The sequence below is a fragment of the Pseudomonas sp. Soil_N_39 genome (genome assembly GCF_057655955.1).
The window spans coordinates 510,632-528,538 of sequence record NZ_JBDGLI010000002.1 but is presented as its reverse complement, the minus strand read 5'-3'; the positions used below and the strand labels follow the sequence as shown (position 1 = coordinate 528,538).

Here is a 17,907-nt window from a genome sequence, read left to right as displayed (position 1 = left end):
TCGAAGGCTCATTCTGCACCGGTCATTGATCGGTTCAAGGGACAGTTGCGCGGCTAAATCGCGCGGGACTGTACCGCCGCGAGTTTGCCATCAGGCGCCGCAAAATCCGGTAACGCTCCGGCCCTCGCAACAGCTGGGACGCTGACTAGCCTTCAGGGACTCAACCGAGCAAGGATGCTTCGATGTCACCGTTCCTATACGCCCTCGCCTGCCTCGTATTCGTTGCCCTCCCCACGGTCGCCGCGCCCTGCCCCGACTGGCCCGCCGAACGGGCCCGGGCCGAGATCGCCGCGCTGCAACAGCAAATCGACACCTGGGACGACAGCTACCACCGCCTCGGCCAGTCGCCGGTGGCCGATGAGCTTTATGATCAATCCCGCATACAGCTGAACCTATGGCGCAGTTGCTTCAATCTTGCGGCGCCCGACGATCCCCTGCGCTCGGCGGGCGGAAAGGTGACGCACCCCGTCGTCCATACCGGCCTGGAAAAACTCAAGGACGTCGACGCCGCGGGGGCCTGGCTGCTCGGTCGAGAGGACGTCTGGGCGCAGCCGAAAGTCGATGGCGTGGCGGTCTCCCTGGTTTACCGCAAGGGCCGCTTGCATCAAGCAATCAGCCGCGGCGATGGCGTCCTGGGGCATGACTGGACCGCCAATGCGCACAAGATCGACGCCATCGCACAGCGACTGCGCCAGCCCGTGGACCTGGTCGTTCAGGGCGAGTTGTACTGGCGCCTGGACGGCCATGTCCAAGCCAGCCGCGGCAGTCTGAACGCCCGCGCAACCGTGGCGGGCTTGATGGCGCGTAGCAATTTGACGGCGCAGGAGGCGTCATCCATCGGCCTGTTTGTCTGGGACTGGCCTGAAGGGCCCAGCACCCTGCCCGAGCGGATGGTCGCGCTGAGCGCGCTGGGTTTCGCCGACACCCGCGACTACAACCAGCCTGTCCGGGCGCTGAGCGATGCCGAGCGGTGGCGCGACCACTGGTATCGCACGCCGCTGCCCTTCGCCAGTGACGGGATCGTCCTGCGCCAGAGCCGCCGTCCATCCGCCGACCGTTGGCAAGCCAAGGCGCCGTTCTGGAGCGTGGCCTGGAAATACCCATATGCCAAGGCCCTGGCCGAAGTACGCAAGGTGCGCTTCAAGGTCGGGCGTACCGGGCGCATCACCCCGGTGTTGGAACTTGAACCAACCCTGCTCGACGACCGGTGGATTCGCCGGGTGAGCGTCAGTTCACTCAAGCGCTGGGAGGCGATGGACATCCGTCCCGGCGATCGGGTCGCCATCAGCCTGGCCGGGCTGACCATTCCGCGACTCGACGAGGTGGTGCTGCGCAGCCTTGAGCGCCAGGAGGTCAATGCCCCCGCGGCGAGCGATCATCACTTCTTGAGTTGCTGGCAAGCGACGCCCGGCTGTGAAAGCCAATTCCTCGCACGCCTGAACTGGCTCAGCGGCAAGCACGGGCTCGCCCTGCCCCATGTCGGCCCCGGCACCTGGGAAAAACTCCTGGCTGCCGGTCGGCTCCACGGATTGTTGGATTGGTTGACCCTCGATGCCGCCGAGCTTGCTAACATTGACGGCTTCGGCGAACGCAGTAGCGCGCGCCTGCTCGCCAGCCTCGACAGCGCCCGGCAACGCCCTTTCGGGCAATGGCTCAAGGCCTTGGGCCTGCCGCCCATCGGTGAGGTCCGGCTGGAAGGGCCGTGGCAAGGGCTGGCTGAACGCAGTACCGAACAATGGCAAGCCGAAGCCGGCATCGGACCGGGACGCGCGGCGCAATTGAGCGCCTTTTTTCGCGACCCGCAGGTACTGGCCTTGAGTGACGAATTACGCACCGCCGGGATCGACGGTTTTTAATCCGGGGCCCGTGTGGTTGAACCCAAGGGGCGAAGATGCGTTCCAACAGCGCATCTGTTACCGACCGCTCGCGATTTTTTTACGGAGTTGCTATGAATTTCCTGTCCCCCGCTGCCCTGATGCTCTTGTGCAGCGCCATGGCCGCCCCTTTGATGGCGGACGAGCAGACCCCGGAGCTCACCGGCTGCGCGGCCAAGCGCCAGGGCATCATCAACCAGATCGAACTGGCCAAGTCCCGTGGCAACCAGGACCAGCAGGCAGGCCTGGAAACCGCATTGAGTGAAGTCACCACCCATTGCACCGATGCGTCCTTGCGCAAGGAGCGTGAAAACAAGGTGCTCGATGCCAAGCACGAGGTCAGCCGGCGTCAGGCCGACCTGGAAAAGGCCATGAAGAAAGGCGACGCCGAGCGGATCAACAAACGCAAGGACAAGCTGGCGGCCTCTCGCAAGGAGCTGCAGGAAGCGGTGGATGAGTTGGATAAATAGGTTTCTAGCTGCAAGTTCAAAGCTCCACACTTGCAGCTTGCAGCTGCTTCAAAATCAATAATCCCGAAATTCTTTATGACAGGCACTGCACGCATCTTCGACCTTCTGCACCGCCGGCCCCAGGTTGCTGGCCCTGTAGGGCTGGATCTTGCTGACGATCAGCAATTCACCGGTGGCGGCTTCAAGGCTGCGGGCCAGCTCCTGGAAGCGCGCCTGTTTTTGCCAGACCTCATCCCGGGCGCTGGTGTGGTCTTGCTCGCGTACTTGTGGAAAGTGCTTCCACGGTTCATGGGACAATTGGTCCAGTTGCGCCGCGCCCTCGGCGAAACGTGCGCCGTCAAACGGCACGCGGCCGCGCAACATGCCACCCAGTTCTTCGTTGGTCTTGAGCATCTGCTTGAAGATCGCCTTGCGCTGGCCCAGGGGAGAATTGGGATCGACGCCGCCACAGGCGGACAACATCAGGCAGGCCAGCACGGCCATGGAAAATCGTTTTACAAACATCTTGGCCTCGGGGCAGGGAACGGCGGTTAGTATCCTCGGGTCATCGGTAAAGACCAATGCCCCTATCAACAATACGGGTTGTTCGAGCGCCTGACAGCGCTCGAATGGCTGCAAAGGAAATCTTCATGAACAGCCGCATCAAGCCCTGGCACAAAGGCCTGGCATTGACCCTAACGCTGATCGCCCTGTTGGCCGGTTGTAATCGCGGCGAAAAGGTCGAGGAACCGCAGACCCACGCCCTCGCCACCTATGTCAGCGCACCCTGGGAGGCGCTGCCTGCGGTGTCCGATGCAGACCTGCTGGCCGGTTTCGGTTCCTGGCGCAGCGCATGCACCCGGCTCAAGGCCGATGCGACCTGGGGCCCGACCTGTGCAACAGCGGCCAAAGTGCCGCAAACCGCCGTGGCTGTACGCAACTTCCTGAAACAGAACCTGGACGTGTATGGCCTGCGCTCGGGGGACAACAGCCCCAACGGCCTGATTACCGGCTATTACGAGCCGGTCTACCCCGGCAGCCTCACCCAGACCGCCACAGCGAATATCCCGGTGTACGGCGTACCGGAGGACATGATCATCGTGTCGCTGGACAGCCTCTACCCTGAGCTCAAGGGCAAACGCCTGCGCGGCCGCCTCGAAGGTCGCGTGCTCAAGCCGTACGACGATGCGGCCACCATCGAAACCAATGGCATAAAGGCACCGGTCATTGCCTGGCTGACCGACCCCATGAACCTGCAATTCCTGCAAATCCAGGGTTCGGGACGCATTCAACTGGCTGATGGCCGCCAACTGCGCATCGGCTATGCCGACCAGAACGGCCATCCTTACCGCCCCATCGGACGCTGGCTGGTCGAACAAGGCGAACTGAAAAAAGAAGACGTGACCATGGGCACCATCAGTGCCTGGGCCAAGGCCAACCCGAACCGCATTCCCGAATTGCTCGGCAGCAACCCCAGCTACGTCTTCTTCAACCGCAACCCCGACAGCAACGAAGGCCCGCGAGGCTCGTTGAATGTACCGCTGACCGCCGGCTACAGCGTGGCGGTGGACCGCAAGGTGATTCCGCTGGGCAGCCTGTTGTGGCTATCCACCACTCGCCCCGATGGCAGCACCTTGAACCGGCCCGTCGCCGCCCAGGACACTGGCGGTGCAATTACCGGCGAAGTGCGGGCGGACCTGTTCTGGGGCACCGGCGAAGCCGCCGGACAGTTGGCCGGGGACATGAAGCAACAGGGACAAATCTGGATGCTCTGGCCCAAGGGCATGGCGCTGCCGTCGGTGCCGCAGGTGGCGAACGCGGTGACCGCCAATCCTTGAGGGATGGGGTGATTGTCCCGGCCTCATCGCGAGCAAGCTCGCCCCCACATTGGATCGGGTGTGTACACGAAATATGTATTCACTGAGATCAACTGTGGGAGCGAGCTTGCTCACGATGGGGCCAGCACAGACACCGGGACTCAGGAACCAGGCTCAGACCGAAACGAAAAAGAAACTCAAGACCAACCCCACCCCCACGAACCACACCAGCGAACGCAGAATCGCCCAGTCCGCCAGATAACAAATGATGTAGAGCAGACGGCTGGTGATGAACAGCACCGCCAACACGTTGATAGTCACCAGCTCGGCATTGCCGGCCAGGTGCGCGACGATCACGGCGGCGGCAAAGAACGGGCTGATTTCAAAACTGTTCAGTTGCGCGGCGAAGGCACGTCGGGGAGCGCCTTCGAGCGAGTCGAGAAAATCCCGGGGGTCGTGGTTATCCTGCAACCGGTATTTCCCACCGGCCTTGGCGATCCCGATACACAAGTAAGGCAGGAGAAAAGCAATCAATACACACCACAGGGCAACCGTCATACCGCACTTCCTTTTTTGAGTTTTATAGAAAATCGAACGTCAGCCATATCGGTCAGAACTTCATCACCAGCATGCCAACCAACACCAGCCCGCAGGCTAAGAGCCGCGGCAAACCGAAAGGTTCTTTCAAGTAACGCATGCCGAACAGCACCACCAGGATCACGCTGATCTCCCGCAGCGCCGCCGCTTCGGCAATCGAGCCCAGTTGCATGGCCCACAGCACCAGAGCGTAGCTGAACAATACGCAGAATCCGACCGCCAACCCCAGCCGCCATTGTTCGCGCCAGAATCGCATGAACGCCGGCCGTTTGCTCACCAGCGCCAGCAATGGGAACGGCCAGGCACTGAGCAGCGTGACCCAGACCAGGTAGTCCAGCGGCCGGGACCAATGCCGCAGGGCGTGGCCGTCGATAAAGGTGTAGCAACCGATGCACAGGCCGATCAACGCCACCACCGGCAACATCGACCAGGGCAGCCGGTCGCCGCCACCGCCCTGCCACAACAGGCAAAGCATGCCGAACGGGATCAGCAAGATACCGATGACCTGCTGGGTCGTCAGTGCTTCACCGGCGAAAATGAATGTCAGGGCCAGCACCACCAGCGGCGACAAGCCACGCATCAGTGGATAGACCAACCCCAGGTCGCCGACCCGATAAGCCTGGATCAGCAAATAGCGGTACAACAGCTCGAACGCCGCCGACGCCAGAATCCACGGCCAGATCTCCAGCGGCGGCAGGGCCACGAACCCCAGGGCCAATGCGACGACCAGCAAGGCGACACTGTCCATGCACGCCACCACCAGCAAACGCTCGCCACTGAACTTGATCAGCGTATTCCACGCCGCATGCAACAGTGCCGCTACCAATACCAAGGCCGTTGCAAGCACGGCACGCTCCTTGTCTGGCTCCCGCCCTGTAGGATCAGCGGGACTCATGAATTGATTCGCTATCGTTTATACTGCAGGCCGATCACGCCGCACTCAGTTGCGCATACATCAATTCCAATAATTTCGCTGTTGTCCCGCTCATTCGAACCGGGGCGCCGGCATGCGTATGCCTGATCCGGGCGTCAAGACTACAGACAGAGACCTTGCGCATGCCACTCGCCTTGCTTGCTTTGGCCGTTGCCGCTTTTGGCATCGGCACGACTGAATTCGTCATCATGGGCCTGTTGCCCGATGTCGCCCGGGACCTGGCCGTGAGCATTCCCCAGGCCGGGCTGCTGATCACCGGCTACGCCCTGGGCGTGGTGTTCGGCGCGCCGATCCTGGCGATCGGCACCGCCAACATGCCGCGCAAGGCCACGTTATTGGGCATGACCTTGATGTTCATTCTTGGCAATGTGCTCTGCGCCCTGGCGCCGAACTACACCACGCTGATGGCCGCCCGGGTCATCACCGCACTGTGCCACGGAGCGTTCTTTGGCATTGGTTCGGTGGTGGCAGCCGGGTTGGTGGCGCCAAACAAACGAGCCCAGGCGATTGCCATGATGTTCACCGGCCTGACCCTGGCGAACGTGCTGGGCGTCCCGTTGGGCACGGCCCTGGGTCAATACGCCGGCTGGCGCTCGACCTTCTGGGCGGTCTCGATCATCGGCGTGATCGCGGCCGTTGCCCAATGGGTCTGGCTGCCCAAGGAAATCCCCATGGACAAAGCCAACCTGGCCAGCGAGTTCAAGGTCCTGGGCAAGGTCAACGTATTGCTCGCCCTGGGCATGAGCGTGCTGGCCTCCACCAGTTTGTTCAGCGTGTTCACCTACATCGCGCCGATCCTGCAGGACATCACCGGTGTCAGCCCCCACGGCATCACCGTCATGTTGCTGCTGTTCGGCGTCGGTCTGACGGCGGGCAGTTTCCTCGGCGGGCGCCTGGCGGACCGGCGCCTGCTGCCTGCGCTGGTGGGCATGGCCTTGGCCGTGGTGCTGGTGCTGGCCGCGTTCAGCCAGACCAGCCGGTCGGTGATCCCGGCGGCGATCACCCTGGTGCTGTGGGGCATCTTCGCCTTCGCCCTGTGCCCAATCCTGCAACTGCTGATCATCGACCAGGCCCATGAAGCACCGAACCTCGGCTCAACCCTCAACCAGAGCGCATTCAATCTGGGCAACGCGGCCGGGGCCTGGATGGGTGGATTGGTGGTGGCCAGTGGTGCCGACCTGGCAGATCTACCGTGGACCGGAGCAGCGGTCGGCGGCCTCACGGTATTGACCGCCTTGTTCTTTATTCATCGCCAACGACGCTTGGCAGCAGTCGTTGTTTGAGGGCCTGGGACGTCGGCCCTGCCCGTGAACGGGGCGCCTGACATCAGGTTTGTGCCTACTCCGAGTCGTTGCGCCGCGCTGTCGTAGCTGAGGGTTTGTCTTTGGGCAGGCCAACTTCACTGCGGATCTGCGCATGGCTGATCAAAGCGAAGATAAAACTCCCGCCGACGATGTTGCCTGCCAATGTCGGCCCGGCGAAGACCATCCAGAAATCCTCCCAGGACAACTGGCCGGCAAACACCAGGTAGGACACTTCGGCCGAGCCGACTACGATGTGGGTGAAATCCCCAAGCGCCATGAGGTAGGTGATCAGAATGATGATCCACATCTTGGCGCTTTCCATGGAGGGGATCATCCAGACCATGGTGGCGATCATCCAGCCGGAAATGATGCCTTTGGCGAACATCTGGCCGGTGTCGTTCTCCATGACCTTGCGGCCGATCTCCAGGAAAGCCTGGTCGGTGCGCGGGTCGAAAATCGGCAGGTGCAACATCACGTAGGCCACCAGCAAGGTGCCACACAGGTTGCCCACCAACACCACCCCCCAAAGCCGTAGCAACCGACCGAAGTTGCCCAGCGTGGGTTTGCTCATGATCGGCAGCACGGCGGTCAGGGTGTTTTCGGTGAACAGTTGCTGGCGGGCCAGGATCACCGCGAGAAAGCCGGCGCAGTAACCGAAACTGGCGATCACCTTGAAGCCCTCGTGATCCGGCAGCCGGGAGCTGAGCAAGCCCATCGCCATCAGCGACAGGCCCATGGTCAACCCCGCCGCCAGGGCCGACCACCAGAGCGCGGCGATACTGCGCTCCAGTTCCTGGTTGCCCTGGGTGCGGATGATTTCATGCAGCACTGCGGCCCGCGGTGGCTGGTTACGGTCGACTTCGTGCTGTTCCTGCGCCGAAAGATCAGGGGTCTTGCCTTCTTCGTGGGTGTCCATACAGCTCCTGAACCGGTGGCGTGATGTACCTACGACACGCGGCGTTCGGAGCTGTTCAGTGGGACCCCACTCAAATGTGGGCGCGAGCTTGCTCGCGATAGCGGTGGGTCAGTTTGCATCGATGCTGGATGCGCAATCGTCATCGCGAGCAAGCTCGCTCCCACAGGGGATTGGTGGTGGACGCTTATCCTGTGACCGGCCCAGAACCCCTGTGGGAGCGAGCTTGCTCGCGATGAGCGCGCCGCCGATCTCACTCGACGACATCGTCCTTGAACTGATCCTTGACGTAGGTGATCTCGGTCCGCCCATGAGGCGCGGGCAGGCCGTCTTCGCCAAGGTTGACGAAGACCATCTTCTCCACGGTCAAGATGCTTTTGCGGGTGATTTTGTTGCGCACCTCGCAGGTCAGGGTGATGGAGGTGCGGCCAAACTCGGTGGCGGTAATGCCCAGCTCGATGATGTCGCCCTGGCGCGAAGCGCTGACGAAATTGATTTCCGAGATGTACTTGGTGACCACGCGCTGGTTGCCAAGCTGGACGATGGCGTAGATCGCCGCTTCTTCGTCGATCCAGCGCAACAGGCTGCCGCCGAACAGCGTGCCGTTGGGGTTGAGGTCTTCGGGCTTGACCCATTTGCGGGTGTGGAAATTCATGATCACTCCTGAGCGTCTGGCCAATGGATTGCAGCATCATGGCAGACCGGGCGGACAGGCTCTATGTCGCTGCCCCTATAACTGTCATCGGCAATTTCGATTTGCCCGACAGAAACCCTTTTGGAAGATCCGATTAGCCCGTTATAATCGCCACCGCTTTACCGGTCCACCCTTTGGACCGTTCCCGCCACCTGTCCGAGGGGCGCTGCAGCAGGCTCGACCTGTCAGGCTCGGATGGGGCGTTGTTTGTACGGGCCTGCCCGCACGGACACTAAACGCACAACGGCGCCCATTCGCATACATTACGAATGGAGGCTCTTCATGAGCGCTGTTATCACGCCTGCCGCTTTTACCGACTACAAAGTCGCCGACATGTCCCTGGCTGCCTGGGGCCGTCGCGAAATCATCATCGCCGAATCCGAAATGCCAGCCTTGATGGGCCTGCGTCGCAAGTACTCTGGCGAACAGCCATTGAAGGGCGCAAAAATCCTCGGCTGCATCCACATGACCATCCAGACCGCCGTGCTGATCGAAACCCTGGTTGCCCTGGGCGCCGAAGTCCGCTGGTCGTCCTGCAACATCTTCTCGACCCAGGACCAGGCCGCTGCCGCCATCGCCGCTGCCGGCATCCCGGTTTTCGCCTGGAAAGGCGAGACCGAACAAGAGTACGAGTGGTGCCTGGAGCAGACCATCCTCAAGGATGGCCAGCCATGGGACACCAACATGATCCTCGACGACGGCGGTGACCTGACCGAGCTGCTGCACAAGAAATACCCGGCCGTGCTGGACAAGGTCCACGGCGTGACCGAAGAAACCACCACCGGCGTACACCGCCTGCTGGACATGCTGGCCAAGGGCGAGCTGAAAATCCCGGCCATCAACGTCAACGACTCGGTGACCAAGAGCAAGAACGACAACAAGTACGGCTGCCGTCACAGCCTCAACGACGCCATCAAGCGCGGCACCGACCACCTGTTGTCGGGCAAGCAAGCGCTGGTGATCGGCTACGGTGACGTGGGCAAGGGTTCGTCCCAGTCCCTGCGTCAGGAAGGCATGATCGTCAAGGTTTCCGAAGTCGATCCGATTTGTGCCATGCAGGCTTGCATGGACGGTTTCGAGCTGGTTTCGCCGTTCATCGACGGGATCAACGACGGCACCGAAGCCAGCATCGACAAGGCCCTGCTGGGCAAGATCGACCTGATCGTGACCACCACCGGCAACGTCAACGTCTGCGATGCCAACATGCTCAAGGCCCTGAAGAAGCGCGCCGTTGTCTGCAACATCGGTCACTTCGACAATGAAATCGACACCGCTTTCATGCGCAAGAACTGGGCATGGGAAGAAGTGAAGCCACAGGTGCACAAGGTTCACCGCACCGGCACTGGCAGCTTCGACCCACAGAACGACGACTACCTGATCCTGCTGGCCGAAGGTCGCCTGGTCAACCTGGGCAACGCCACCGGTCACCCAAGCCGCATCATGGACGGTTCGTTCGCCAACCAGGTCCTGGCCCAGATCTTCCTGTTCGGCCAGAAGTACGCCGACCTGTCGCCGGCCCAGAAAGCCGAGCGCCTGACCGTGGAAGTACTGCCCAAGAAACTCGACGAAGAAGTGGCCCTGGAAATGGTTCGCGGTTTCGGCGGCGTGGTCACCCAACTGACCAAGCAACAGGCTGACTACATCGGCGTCACCGTCGAAGGCCCGTTCAAGCCGCACGCTTACCGCTACTGATCGGCGCCCTTCCCTTTGGAAGCGGGCCTGTGGGAGCAAAGCTTGCTCGCGATGCAGACACCTCGGTCCAGCTATCGGACCGAGGCGATGCCAATCGCGAGCAAGCTCGCTCCCACATAAACCCGCTCCCACAAGGGATATGCAGGCCTCTCCGGCTTACGAGTTTCCAAGGATACGACCATGTCCCAAGACCGTCGCTACAGCTTCGAGTTCTTCCCGACGAAGACCGATGCTGGGCATGAAAAACTGATCGCCACTGCCCGCCAGTTGGCCAGCTACAACCCCGACTTCTTCTCCTGCACCTATGGCGCCGGCGGTTCGACCCGTGACCGCACCCTGAACACCGTGTTGCAGCTCGAAAGCGAAGTCAAAATCCCGGCCGCGCCGCACCTGTCCTGCGTCGGCGACAGCAAGGACGACCTGCGCAGCCTGCTGTCCCAATACAAGGCCGCTGGCATCAAGCGCATCGTTGCCCTGCGTGGCGACCTGCCCTCGGGCATGGGCATGGCCAGCGGTGAGCTGCGCCACGCCAACGAACTGGTGAGCTTCATTCGTGAAGAAACCGGCGAACACTTCCACATCGAAGTGGCGGCGTATCCGGAAATGCACCCGCAAGCACGCAACTTCGAAGACGATCTGCGCAATTTCGTGCGCAAGGCCAACGCTGGCGCCAGCAGCGCGATTACCCAGTACTTCTTCAACGCCGACAGTTATTTCTACTTCGTCGAACGTATCCGCAAGCTGGGCGTCGACATTCCTGTCGTGCCGGGCATCATGCCGATCACCAACTACAGCAAGCTGGCGCGCTTCTCCGACGCATGCGGTGCAGAAATCCCACGCTGGATCCGCAAGCAACTGGAAGCCTATGGCGATGACTCCGCGAGCATCCAAAGCTTCGGCGAGGAAGTCATCACACAAATGTGTGAGCGGTTGCTGCAAGGCGGTGCACCGGGGCTGCATTTCTATACCCTTAACCAGGCCGAGCCCAGCCTCGCGGTATGGAAAAACCTCAAGCTGCCGCGTTGATTGACTTAACGCAGTGGTAAAAAGAGGCCTTGGCGAAAACCAAGGCCTTTTTTCATTCGGTGGGCGCCTGCCTTAAGCAAATGCGTTTGCATCGGGTGAACACCGCGAGGCCATCCATGAGCACAAAAGGCAATCAAGGCGCAGGCCAGAGCGCTCTAGCTATTTGATGAGCTCTCGTCGTAACCTCAGGCCCATGCCCGCCATTGTCCAGTTGCTAACCGCCCTTCTTCTCTTGTGCCTGAGCGTGACCGCCCAGGCCGAGAAGTTGCGCATTGTCACCGAACCCTGGGCACCTTATGTCTACGAAGAGAACGGCAAAATGCTCGGCCTGGACTACGAAACCACGGCCATTGTGTTCAAGCGCCTGGGCATCGACGTGGAATGGCAGTTCCTGCCCTGGAAGCGTTGCCTGGCGATGCTGGAACAGGGCTTGGCGGACGGTGCGCTGGACATTTTCCACAGCGATGAGCGCGATGCCCTGTTGCTTTACCCCAGCGAACCGCTGTCGGACGTGGAATTCGTGATGTTCTACGCCAACGCCCGCCCCCATCCTTTTCGCACGCTCGACGACCTGGGCGGCCTGACCGTCGGCACCTCGCCCGGTTACCTGTACAGCCAGGCCTTCAGTGAATCGACCCTGTTCAAACGGGAAACGGCGCCCACCCACGAAGCCAATTTCGGTAAGTTGCAACTGGGTCGGATCGACCTGCTCATCACCGACCGCAGGGTCGGCCGGCATGTGCTCGAACATATGCAGTTGGGCGACCAGATTACCGAAAACCCGACGGTGATAAGCCGTCAAAGCCAATACCTGGCGGTGCGGCGCAATGCCGGGATGGATTTGCTGGTGCAACGCTTCAGTGCCGAACTCAAGCGTTTCAAGCGCGAACCGGCCTATGCAGAACTGAGCGCCCGCTACGGCGCAGGTCCGATGACCAAGGCCTCCTCGCCCAGCCGGGCCAGCGCTGAAATAAACCGTTGAGCAGCAGGAAAGCGGCGCGGGGCGTTTGCTCTGTTATACTCCGGCCTTCCCGCCAGGCTCACGCCCGGACGCCCGGTCTTGCAAAAGGCATCCCGACACCGCTACAGCGCAGCCTACAGCCCGCGCGAGCCTTGTCCGGACCCGCCCTCGAGGCCCGGCAGGACCGGACGGGATGACGTCTTTTGGTTGAGCGTCATTCGCGCCCGGCAAGACTATCCCATTGGGCCAGGCCCTCACTAAAACAGGATTACTCATGTCCTTTGCTTCCCTCGGTCTCTCCGAGGCTTTAGTCGGCGCCATCGAAGCCGCCGGCTATACCCAGCCTACCCCGGTGCAACAGCGGGCCATTCCCGCCGTGTTGCAAGGTCGCGACCTGATGGTCGCGGCGCAGACAGGTACTGGTAAAACCGGCGGTTTCGCCCTTCCGATTCTGGAGCGGTTGTTTCCCAACGGTCACCCAGACAAATCCCAGCGTCATGGCCCGCGCCAACCGCGCGTACTGGTCCTGACCCCTACCCGCGAACTGGCGGCCCAGGTACACGAGAGCTTCAAGGTCTACGCTCGCGACCTGAAGTTCGTCAGCGCCTGCATTTTTGGCGGCGTCGGCATGAACCCCCAGGTCCAGGCCATGTCCCGTGGCGTCGATGTACTGGTGGCCTGCCCCGGTCGCTTGCTTGACCTGGCCGGCCAGGGCAGCGTCGACTTGTCCCACGTTGAAATCCTCGTGCTGGACGAAGCCGACCGCATGCTCGACATGGGCTTCGTCCATGACGTGAAGAAAGTTCTCGCCCGCCTGCCCGCCAAGCGCCAGAACCTGCTGTTTTCGGCGACGTTCTCCAAGGACATCACCGACCTGGCCGGCAAGCTGCTGCACAACCCGGAGCGCATCGAAGTCACGCCGCCGAACACCACGGTCGAGCGTATCGAACAGCGTGTGTTCCGCCTGGCGGCCAGCCACAAGCGTGCCTTGCTGGCGCACCTGATCACCGCTGGCGCCTGGGAACAGGTCCTGGTGTTCACCCGTACCAAGCACGGCGCCAATCGCCTGGCCGAGTACTTGGACAAGCATGGCCTGCCAGCCGTGGCGATCCACGGCAACAAGAGCCAGAACGCCCGTACCAAGGCCCTGGCCGATTTCAAGGCCGGCGAAGTGCGCATCCTCGTGGCCACCGACATCGCCGCCCGTGGCCTGGACATCGACCAGTTGCCCCACGTGGTCAACTTCGAGTTGCCGAACGTTGATGAAGATTACGTTCACCGTATCGGCCGTACCGGCCGGGCCGGTCGTTCGGGCGAAGCGATCTCGCTGGTCGCGCCGGACGAAGAAAAGCTGCTCAAAAGCATCGAGCGCATGACCAAGCAGAAAATTGCCGACGGCGACCTGATGGGCTTCGATGCCAGCACCATCGAGGCCGAGAAGCCTGAAGTACGCGAACGTCCGGATGTGCGCAATCCGCGCAATGCCCGTGGCCCACGCGGTGACGGCCCGAACGGCGGTGGTGGTGGCGGCGGTCGCAAAGACAAAGGCAAGGACAAGGGCAAGGAAAAATCGGCCAGCAACAGCAATGGCCGCGGCGAACGCCCTGCCCGCGAGCAGAAGCCCCGCGAAGGCACCCCGGCCCGTGAGCAGCAGCGCCCGGCCCCGCGCGCCGCAGCCGATCGTGCTCCAGACGAGTTCCTGGACGACGACGTAGACAACTTCGGTAACCGCGTCGACTACGTGCCGCAGCAGAAACCGGCCCAGGGCCGCGGTCGTCGCCCAGGTGCCCCGGCACAGGGCGCCGGTGCAGGCGCTCCGCGCAGTGGCCAGCCACAAGGCCGCCAGAACGGTCCGCGCAACAGCAACGGCTCGTCCACCGGCACCCCGCCGGCCAAGCGCAGCGGCCCACGCAACGGCGCCCCGCGTGACGGCCAGGCCCGTCGCGACGACACCCGCCCGCGCCGCCCGGCCCGTGACGACCAGCCTCGCCAGGAACCCGCCGTGCAGAACCCGCGCAGCAACCAGCCGAAGATCATGCACAAGGAATCGAAAGCCGATCGCTTCCCGACGCCTGAGCAGCTGGATCAACTGCCAAGCCGCCCACGGGGCGAAAAACCGGCATTGCTGACGCGCAATCGCTGAGTTTTTCCAAGCCGTAAAAAAAGCCCCAGGTCTCGCGACCTGGGGCTTTTTTTGGCCCAACAAAAATCCAAATGTGGGAGCGAGCTTGCTCGCGATAGCGGTATACCAATCAACATCGAAGTCGGCTGGTAAGACGCCATCGCGAGCAAGCTCGCTCCCACAGAGGAGCTCTGTGTTGCCATAATCTGCGCAATAAAAAACGCCCCTGATCGCAAGACCAGGGGCGTTTTTTGTCAGGCGCGAAGGTTACTTCGCTTTGACACCTTCAAACGAGACGTACAGTTCAACCGCATCGGAGGTTGGACCCAGGTCTTTCTGCTTGCCGAAGTCCGAACGCTTGATGCTGGTGGTGCCTTCGAAGCCCGCACGGTAGCCGCCCCATGGATCCTTGCCTTCACCCAGGAAAGTGGCCTTGACCACAACCGGCTTGGTCACGCCCAGCAGGGTCAGGTCACCGGTCACATCGGCGGTTTCCTTGCCATCGGCGTTTTTGCCGGTGGATTTGACGCTGGTGGAAACGAAGGTGGCCTTGCCGAATTTGCTGGCGTTCAGGAAATCAGCGCTGGCGATGTGCTTGTCGCGCTCGGCGTGATTGGTGAACACACTGGCGGTATTCACGTTGAACTCGATCTTGCTGGCTTCAGGCTTGGCGGCGTCGAAGCTGAACTTGCCGTCGATGTCCTTGAAGGTACCGGTGATGTAGCTATAGCCCAGGTGGCTGATCTTGAAGTCGACGAAGGCGTGCTGGCCTTCCTTGTCGACGACGTAGTCGGCAGCCATGGCCTGACCGGCCGACAGCAGGGCAGAACCAATTGCCAGGGCGGCGAGCGTCTTTTTCAACATGCTTTCTATTCCTTTGGAGTCGAGGTTGAACATCAGGCTTGGCGCCCCAGCATTCGCTTGAGGGTCGCGTCACGGTCGATAAAGTGGTGTTTCAATGCTGCCAACGCATGAAGGCCGGAAAAAATCACCAGCGCCCATGCCAGGTAGAAGTGAATCTCACCGGCGACGTCTGCCTGATCGGGCAGTCCGGACACCAGCGCGGGTACTTCAAACAGGCCAAACACCGGAATCCCGACACCGTCTGCGGTGGAAATCAGGTAACCGGCAATCATCACGGCGAACAACCCGAGATACAGTGCGCTATGGCCAAGCTTGGCGCCGACGCGGGTCAGGCGGCCATAGGTTGGCAGGGTCGGTGGTGGCGGGCTGACAAACCGCCAGATCACCCGCAGCAACATGACCGCCAGCAGCACCAGGCCAATGCTCTTGTGCAGGTCCGGCGCATCTTTGCGCCAGGTGCTGTAGTAATCCAGGCCGACCATCCACAGGCCCAGGGCGAACAGCCCGTACACCACCAGCGCAACGCCCCAGTGCACAGCGATACTGACCCAGCCATAGCGAGAAGAAGAGTTGCGAAGCTGCATTGCTCATATCCTGTAAAAACTGCGATCAAGACTAGCGAGTTATCTATCGATTTAAAGCGGAAAATTTCGCTTTGAAATATCGAGAAATACGATCTTGAGTCTGGAGGGGGTGGGTTAAGGAAAGATTAAAGCCAATACAATGCGTGATATCAGGACGGGCCTCATCGCGAGCAAGCTCGCTCCCACACTGGCCGAGCGCAATCCCTGTGGGAGCGAGCTTGCCCGCGATAGTGGCTCAAGCAAAAAAAAGCGCGGCTGACATGCCGCGCTTTTTTCTGTCACCGAGCCTTACTGAGCCTTGGTCTCAGTCGCTGTCGGCGTTGTCGCTGCCGGCTTGGCCGCCGGTTTCTTCGCCGGCGTAGCTTTCTTCACCGGCGCTTTTTTAGCCGGGGCCTTGGCGGCTGGTTTTTTCGGCGCTGGTTTGGTCGCGGCTTTCTTGGCCGGCTCAACCTTCGCCGGGGCTGGCGCGGGAGGCTCCACCGGGGCCGGCGCTGGGGCGGGGGCCGGCACGGGAGCAGGTGCTACCGGCTCTGGCGCCTTCACCGGCTCCGGCTTCTTGTCGTCATCCGAACCGCCAAACAGGTTGCTGAAGAAGTTGCCCTTCTTCGCGGCCACCGCACCGGCCGCTGCCGCTGTGGCCGCCGGAGCCACCTTGGCCGGTTCAAACGACTTGCCGGCCGCCAGGTCTTCAACCTGGCTGGCTGCCCGCTGGCCGCTGCGCAACGCACCTTCCAGAGTGCCCGGATACAAGGTGTCGGTGTGCTCGCCGGCAAAGGCTACGCGTTGCAATGGCTTTTCCCACAGGCGCCAGTACTTGCTGATCTGGCCCGGGCCAAAGGCCAGGTACGCGCCGCCCATGGATGGGTCGGTACTGTAGCGGCGGATCTCATAGCCGGTGAACGCGCCACGGGCCTGTGGATAAAACGCGTGCAGGCGGATCAGCACCTGATCGACCATCTGCTTGTCGCCGAAGGCTTGCATCACCCGGGCGTTGTCGCCGGACAGGTTGATGACCACGTTGGCGCCGCCCTTCATGGCCGGCTCGATCCACATCATGCCCAGGCCGGTGTTGCTGTAGATCTCGCCCGACATGCGCGCCTTGCTGTCCCAGACCGGGGTCTTGAACTTGAGCATGATCTGGTCGCGCCAGCCGTAGTTGGTACCCTTGATCGCGCCTTGATGCTGGGCATCCAGGGCTGGGGTCAGCTGGATCTTGTTCAGCGCCCGCAACGGCACCGCCAGCACCACATAGTCAGCCTGGTAGCCAACGCTGCCGACCTTCACGGTCACGCCGTCCTTGTCCTGGGAGATGGCCGACACCGGCGAGTTGGTCTTGATGGTCTTCAGTTGTTTGACGAACGCCTGGGCCAGCACCGGACTGCCGCCGAGCAGGCGCGAGGCCCGCAGGTCGCGGTCGGACACGCCGCGATAAACGCGGTTCTGCTGGGCGAAATACAGCAGCGACAGGCGCGAAGGTTCGTCATAACGGGTACGGATTTCCTGGTTCACCAACTGACGCGCCGTGGCCGGCAGTTGCAGGCGATCGAGCCAGTTGGACACGGTGATCTGGTCCAACGCGTGCAACGTGTTGTTGGCCGCCGGGTTTTGCGGGTCTTCGATGGAGCGCGCCAGATCATCCAGGGTGGTTTCGTAGCGCTTGAGGGCTTCGGCGGTGGCCGGCTGCTTGGTCGCCAGGTCGGCGGCGGTAAAGTAGGTGCCGTCGATCAGGTAGCTGGGGGTGCGCACGAATTCCGGAGCCGGCGTGGTGCTCAGCTTGAAGGTGGAGACGTACTTGTTCAGCACCGGCTGAGTCTTCTCGTTGCCGATCCATTCGCTGGTGGCCATGCCCGAGCGACCGCCCAGGCTCGGCTTGGCTTCCAGCAGCGTCACGGCCCAGCCTTTGTTCTGCAACTCATAGGCCGCGGTGAGCCCCGCCAGGCCGCCGCCGATGACGATGGCCGTCGGTTGTTTGTCCTTGGCCAGCGCCGAAACGCTGAACAGCCCTATCATTACCAGCGCACAGGCGCGCAGCCAACCAGCAGACATTCAACGAACTCCGGATTAAACGTAGGAAAT

15 protein-coding genes, 1 pseudogene and 1 riboswitch are annotated in these 17,907 nt (G+C 61.8%); of the genes and pseudogenes, 8 read left to right on the top strand and 8 right to left on the bottom strand.

Going from position 1 to position 17,907, the window contains the following annotated elements:
- Positions 1 to 182 precede the first annotated feature (182 nt).
- Together ligB and AC3A5O_RS04750 are read left to right on the top strand one after the other, a co-directional pair.
- Complete coding sequence (gene ligB / locus AC3A5O_RS04755; RefSeq protein ID WP_487752894.1) at positions 183 to 1,856, top strand: NAD-dependent DNA ligase LigB; 1,674 nt, start codon at positions 183 to 185, stop codon at positions 1,854 to 1,856.
- A gap of 92 nt (positions 1,857 to 1,948) precedes the next feature.
- On the top strand, positions 1,949 to 2,344 hold the full coding sequence (locus AC3A5O_RS04750) for a DUF1090 domain-containing protein (RefSeq protein ID WP_122566567.1): 396 nt from the start codon (positions 1,949 to 1,951) through the stop codon (positions 2,342 to 2,344).
- A gap of 54 nt (positions 2,345 to 2,398) precedes the next feature.
- Here the strand turns inward: AC3A5O_RS04750 and AC3A5O_RS04745 are convergent, their stop codons facing one another.
- On the bottom strand, positions 2,399 to 2,848 hold the full coding sequence (locus AC3A5O_RS04745; RefSeq protein WP_122566566.1) for a c-type cytochrome: 450 nt from the start codon (positions 2,846 to 2,848) through the stop codon (positions 2,399 to 2,401).
- A 125-nt stretch (positions 2,849 to 2,973) separates the two neighbouring features.
- Between AC3A5O_RS04745 and mltA the strand changes: the two genes are divergently transcribed.
- Entirely contained in the window at positions 2,974 to 4,161 is a 1,188-nt protein-coding gene (gene mltA, locus AC3A5O_RS04740; RefSeq protein WP_305468738.1) for a murein transglycosylase A, read from the top strand.
- A 153-nt stretch (positions 4,162 to 4,314) separates the two neighbouring features.
- On the opposite strand, the gene AC3A5O_RS04735 is transcribed toward mltA, so the two are convergent.
- A complete protein-coding gene (locus AC3A5O_RS04735) occupies positions 4,315 to 4,698 on the bottom strand; it encodes an MAPEG family protein (protein WP_122566564.1) in 384 nt (127 codons plus the stop codon).
- Positions 4,699 to 4,750: 52 nt separating this feature from the next.
- A complete protein-coding gene (locus tag AC3A5O_RS04730; protein WP_487752893.1) occupies positions 4,751 to 5,584 on the bottom strand; it encodes an EamA family transporter in 834 nt (277 codons plus the stop codon).
- Between the two features lie 209 nt (positions 5,585 to 5,793).
- Here AC3A5O_RS04730 and AC3A5O_RS04725 point away from each other — a divergent pair, with 209 nt between their 5' ends.
- The gene (locus AC3A5O_RS04725) at positions 5,794 to 6,954 is read left to right on the top strand and encodes an MFS transporter (protein WP_305468739.1); all 1,161 of its coding nucleotides are present in this window, start codon (positions 5,794 to 5,796) and stop codon (positions 6,952 to 6,954) included.
- 55 nt (positions 6,955 to 7,009) lie between these two features.
- On the opposite strand, the gene AC3A5O_RS04720 is transcribed toward AC3A5O_RS04725, so the two are convergent.
- Together AC3A5O_RS04720 and AC3A5O_RS04715 are read right to left on the bottom strand one after the other, a co-directional pair.
- Positions 7,010 to 7,891 carry a formate/nitrite transporter family protein gene (locus tag AC3A5O_RS04720; protein ID WP_122566561.1) on the bottom strand — a complete coding sequence of 294 codons (882 nt, stop codon included), beginning with the start codon at positions 7,889 to 7,891 and terminating at the stop codon, positions 7,010 to 7,012.
- 250 nt (positions 7,892 to 8,141) lie between these two features.
- The gene (locus AC3A5O_RS04715) at positions 8,142 to 8,543 is read right to left on the bottom strand and encodes an acyl-CoA thioesterase (RefSeq protein ID WP_018605038.1); all 402 of its coding nucleotides are present in this window, start codon (positions 8,541 to 8,543) and stop codon (positions 8,142 to 8,144) included.
- 191 nt (positions 8,544 to 8,734) lie between these two features.
- Positions 8,735 to 8,841: riboswitch (S-adenosyl-L-homocysteine riboswitch) on the top strand.
- A gap of 23 nt (positions 8,842 to 8,864) precedes the next feature.
- On the opposite strand from AC3A5O_RS04715, the gene ahcY reads away from it, so the two are divergent.
- The 4 genes and pseudogenes from ahcY (at position 8,865) to rhlE2 (ending at position 14,404) form a co-directional block, all read left to right on the top strand.
- Positions 8,865 to 10,274, top strand: a complete 1,410-nt coding sequence (gene ahcY / locus AC3A5O_RS04710; RefSeq protein WP_122566560.1) for an adenosylhomocysteinase — start codon at positions 8,865 to 8,867, stop codon at positions 10,272 to 10,274.
- Between the two features lie 180 nt (positions 10,275 to 10,454).
- On the top strand, positions 10,455 to 11,300 hold the full coding sequence (gene metF / locus AC3A5O_RS04705; RefSeq protein WP_305482024.1) for a methylenetetrahydrofolate reductase [NAD(P)H]: 846 nt from the start codon (positions 10,455 to 10,457) through the stop codon (positions 11,298 to 11,300).
- Positions 11,301 to 11,493: 193 nt separating this feature from the next.
- Positions 11,494 to 12,301 (top strand): annotated as a pseudogene (locus tag AC3A5O_RS04700) (substrate-binding periplasmic protein); the annotation flags it as partial.
- Positions 12,302 to 12,535: 234 nt separating this feature from the next.
- Positions 12,536 to 14,404, top strand: a complete 1,869-nt coding sequence (rhlE2, locus tag AC3A5O_RS04695) for an RNA helicase RhlE2 (RefSeq protein ID WP_092204931.1) — start codon at positions 12,536 to 12,538, stop codon at positions 14,402 to 14,404.
- A gap of 246 nt (positions 14,405 to 14,650) precedes the next feature.
- Here the strand turns inward: rhlE2 and AC3A5O_RS04690 are convergent, their stop codons facing one another.
- The 3 genes from AC3A5O_RS04690 to AC3A5O_RS04680 form a co-directional block, all read right to left on the bottom strand.
- Positions 14,651 to 15,247 (bottom strand): YceI family protein, encoded by a 597-nt coding sequence (locus AC3A5O_RS04690; RefSeq protein WP_025215936.1) that lies wholly within the window; start codon positions 15,245 to 15,247, stop codon positions 14,651 to 14,653.
- 32 nt (positions 15,248 to 15,279) lie between these two features.
- Positions 15,280 to 15,831 carry a cytochrome b gene (locus AC3A5O_RS04685; protein ID WP_060740229.1) on the bottom strand — a complete coding sequence of 184 codons (552 nt, stop codon included), beginning with the start codon at positions 15,829 to 15,831 and terminating at the stop codon, positions 15,280 to 15,282.
- 288 nt (positions 15,832 to 16,119) lie between these two features.
- Positions 16,120 to 17,877, bottom strand: a complete 1,758-nt coding sequence (locus AC3A5O_RS04680) for a flavin monoamine oxidase family protein (RefSeq protein WP_305482028.1) — start codon at positions 17,875 to 17,877, stop codon at positions 16,120 to 16,122.
- Positions 17,878 to 17,907: the final 30 nt, after the last annotated feature.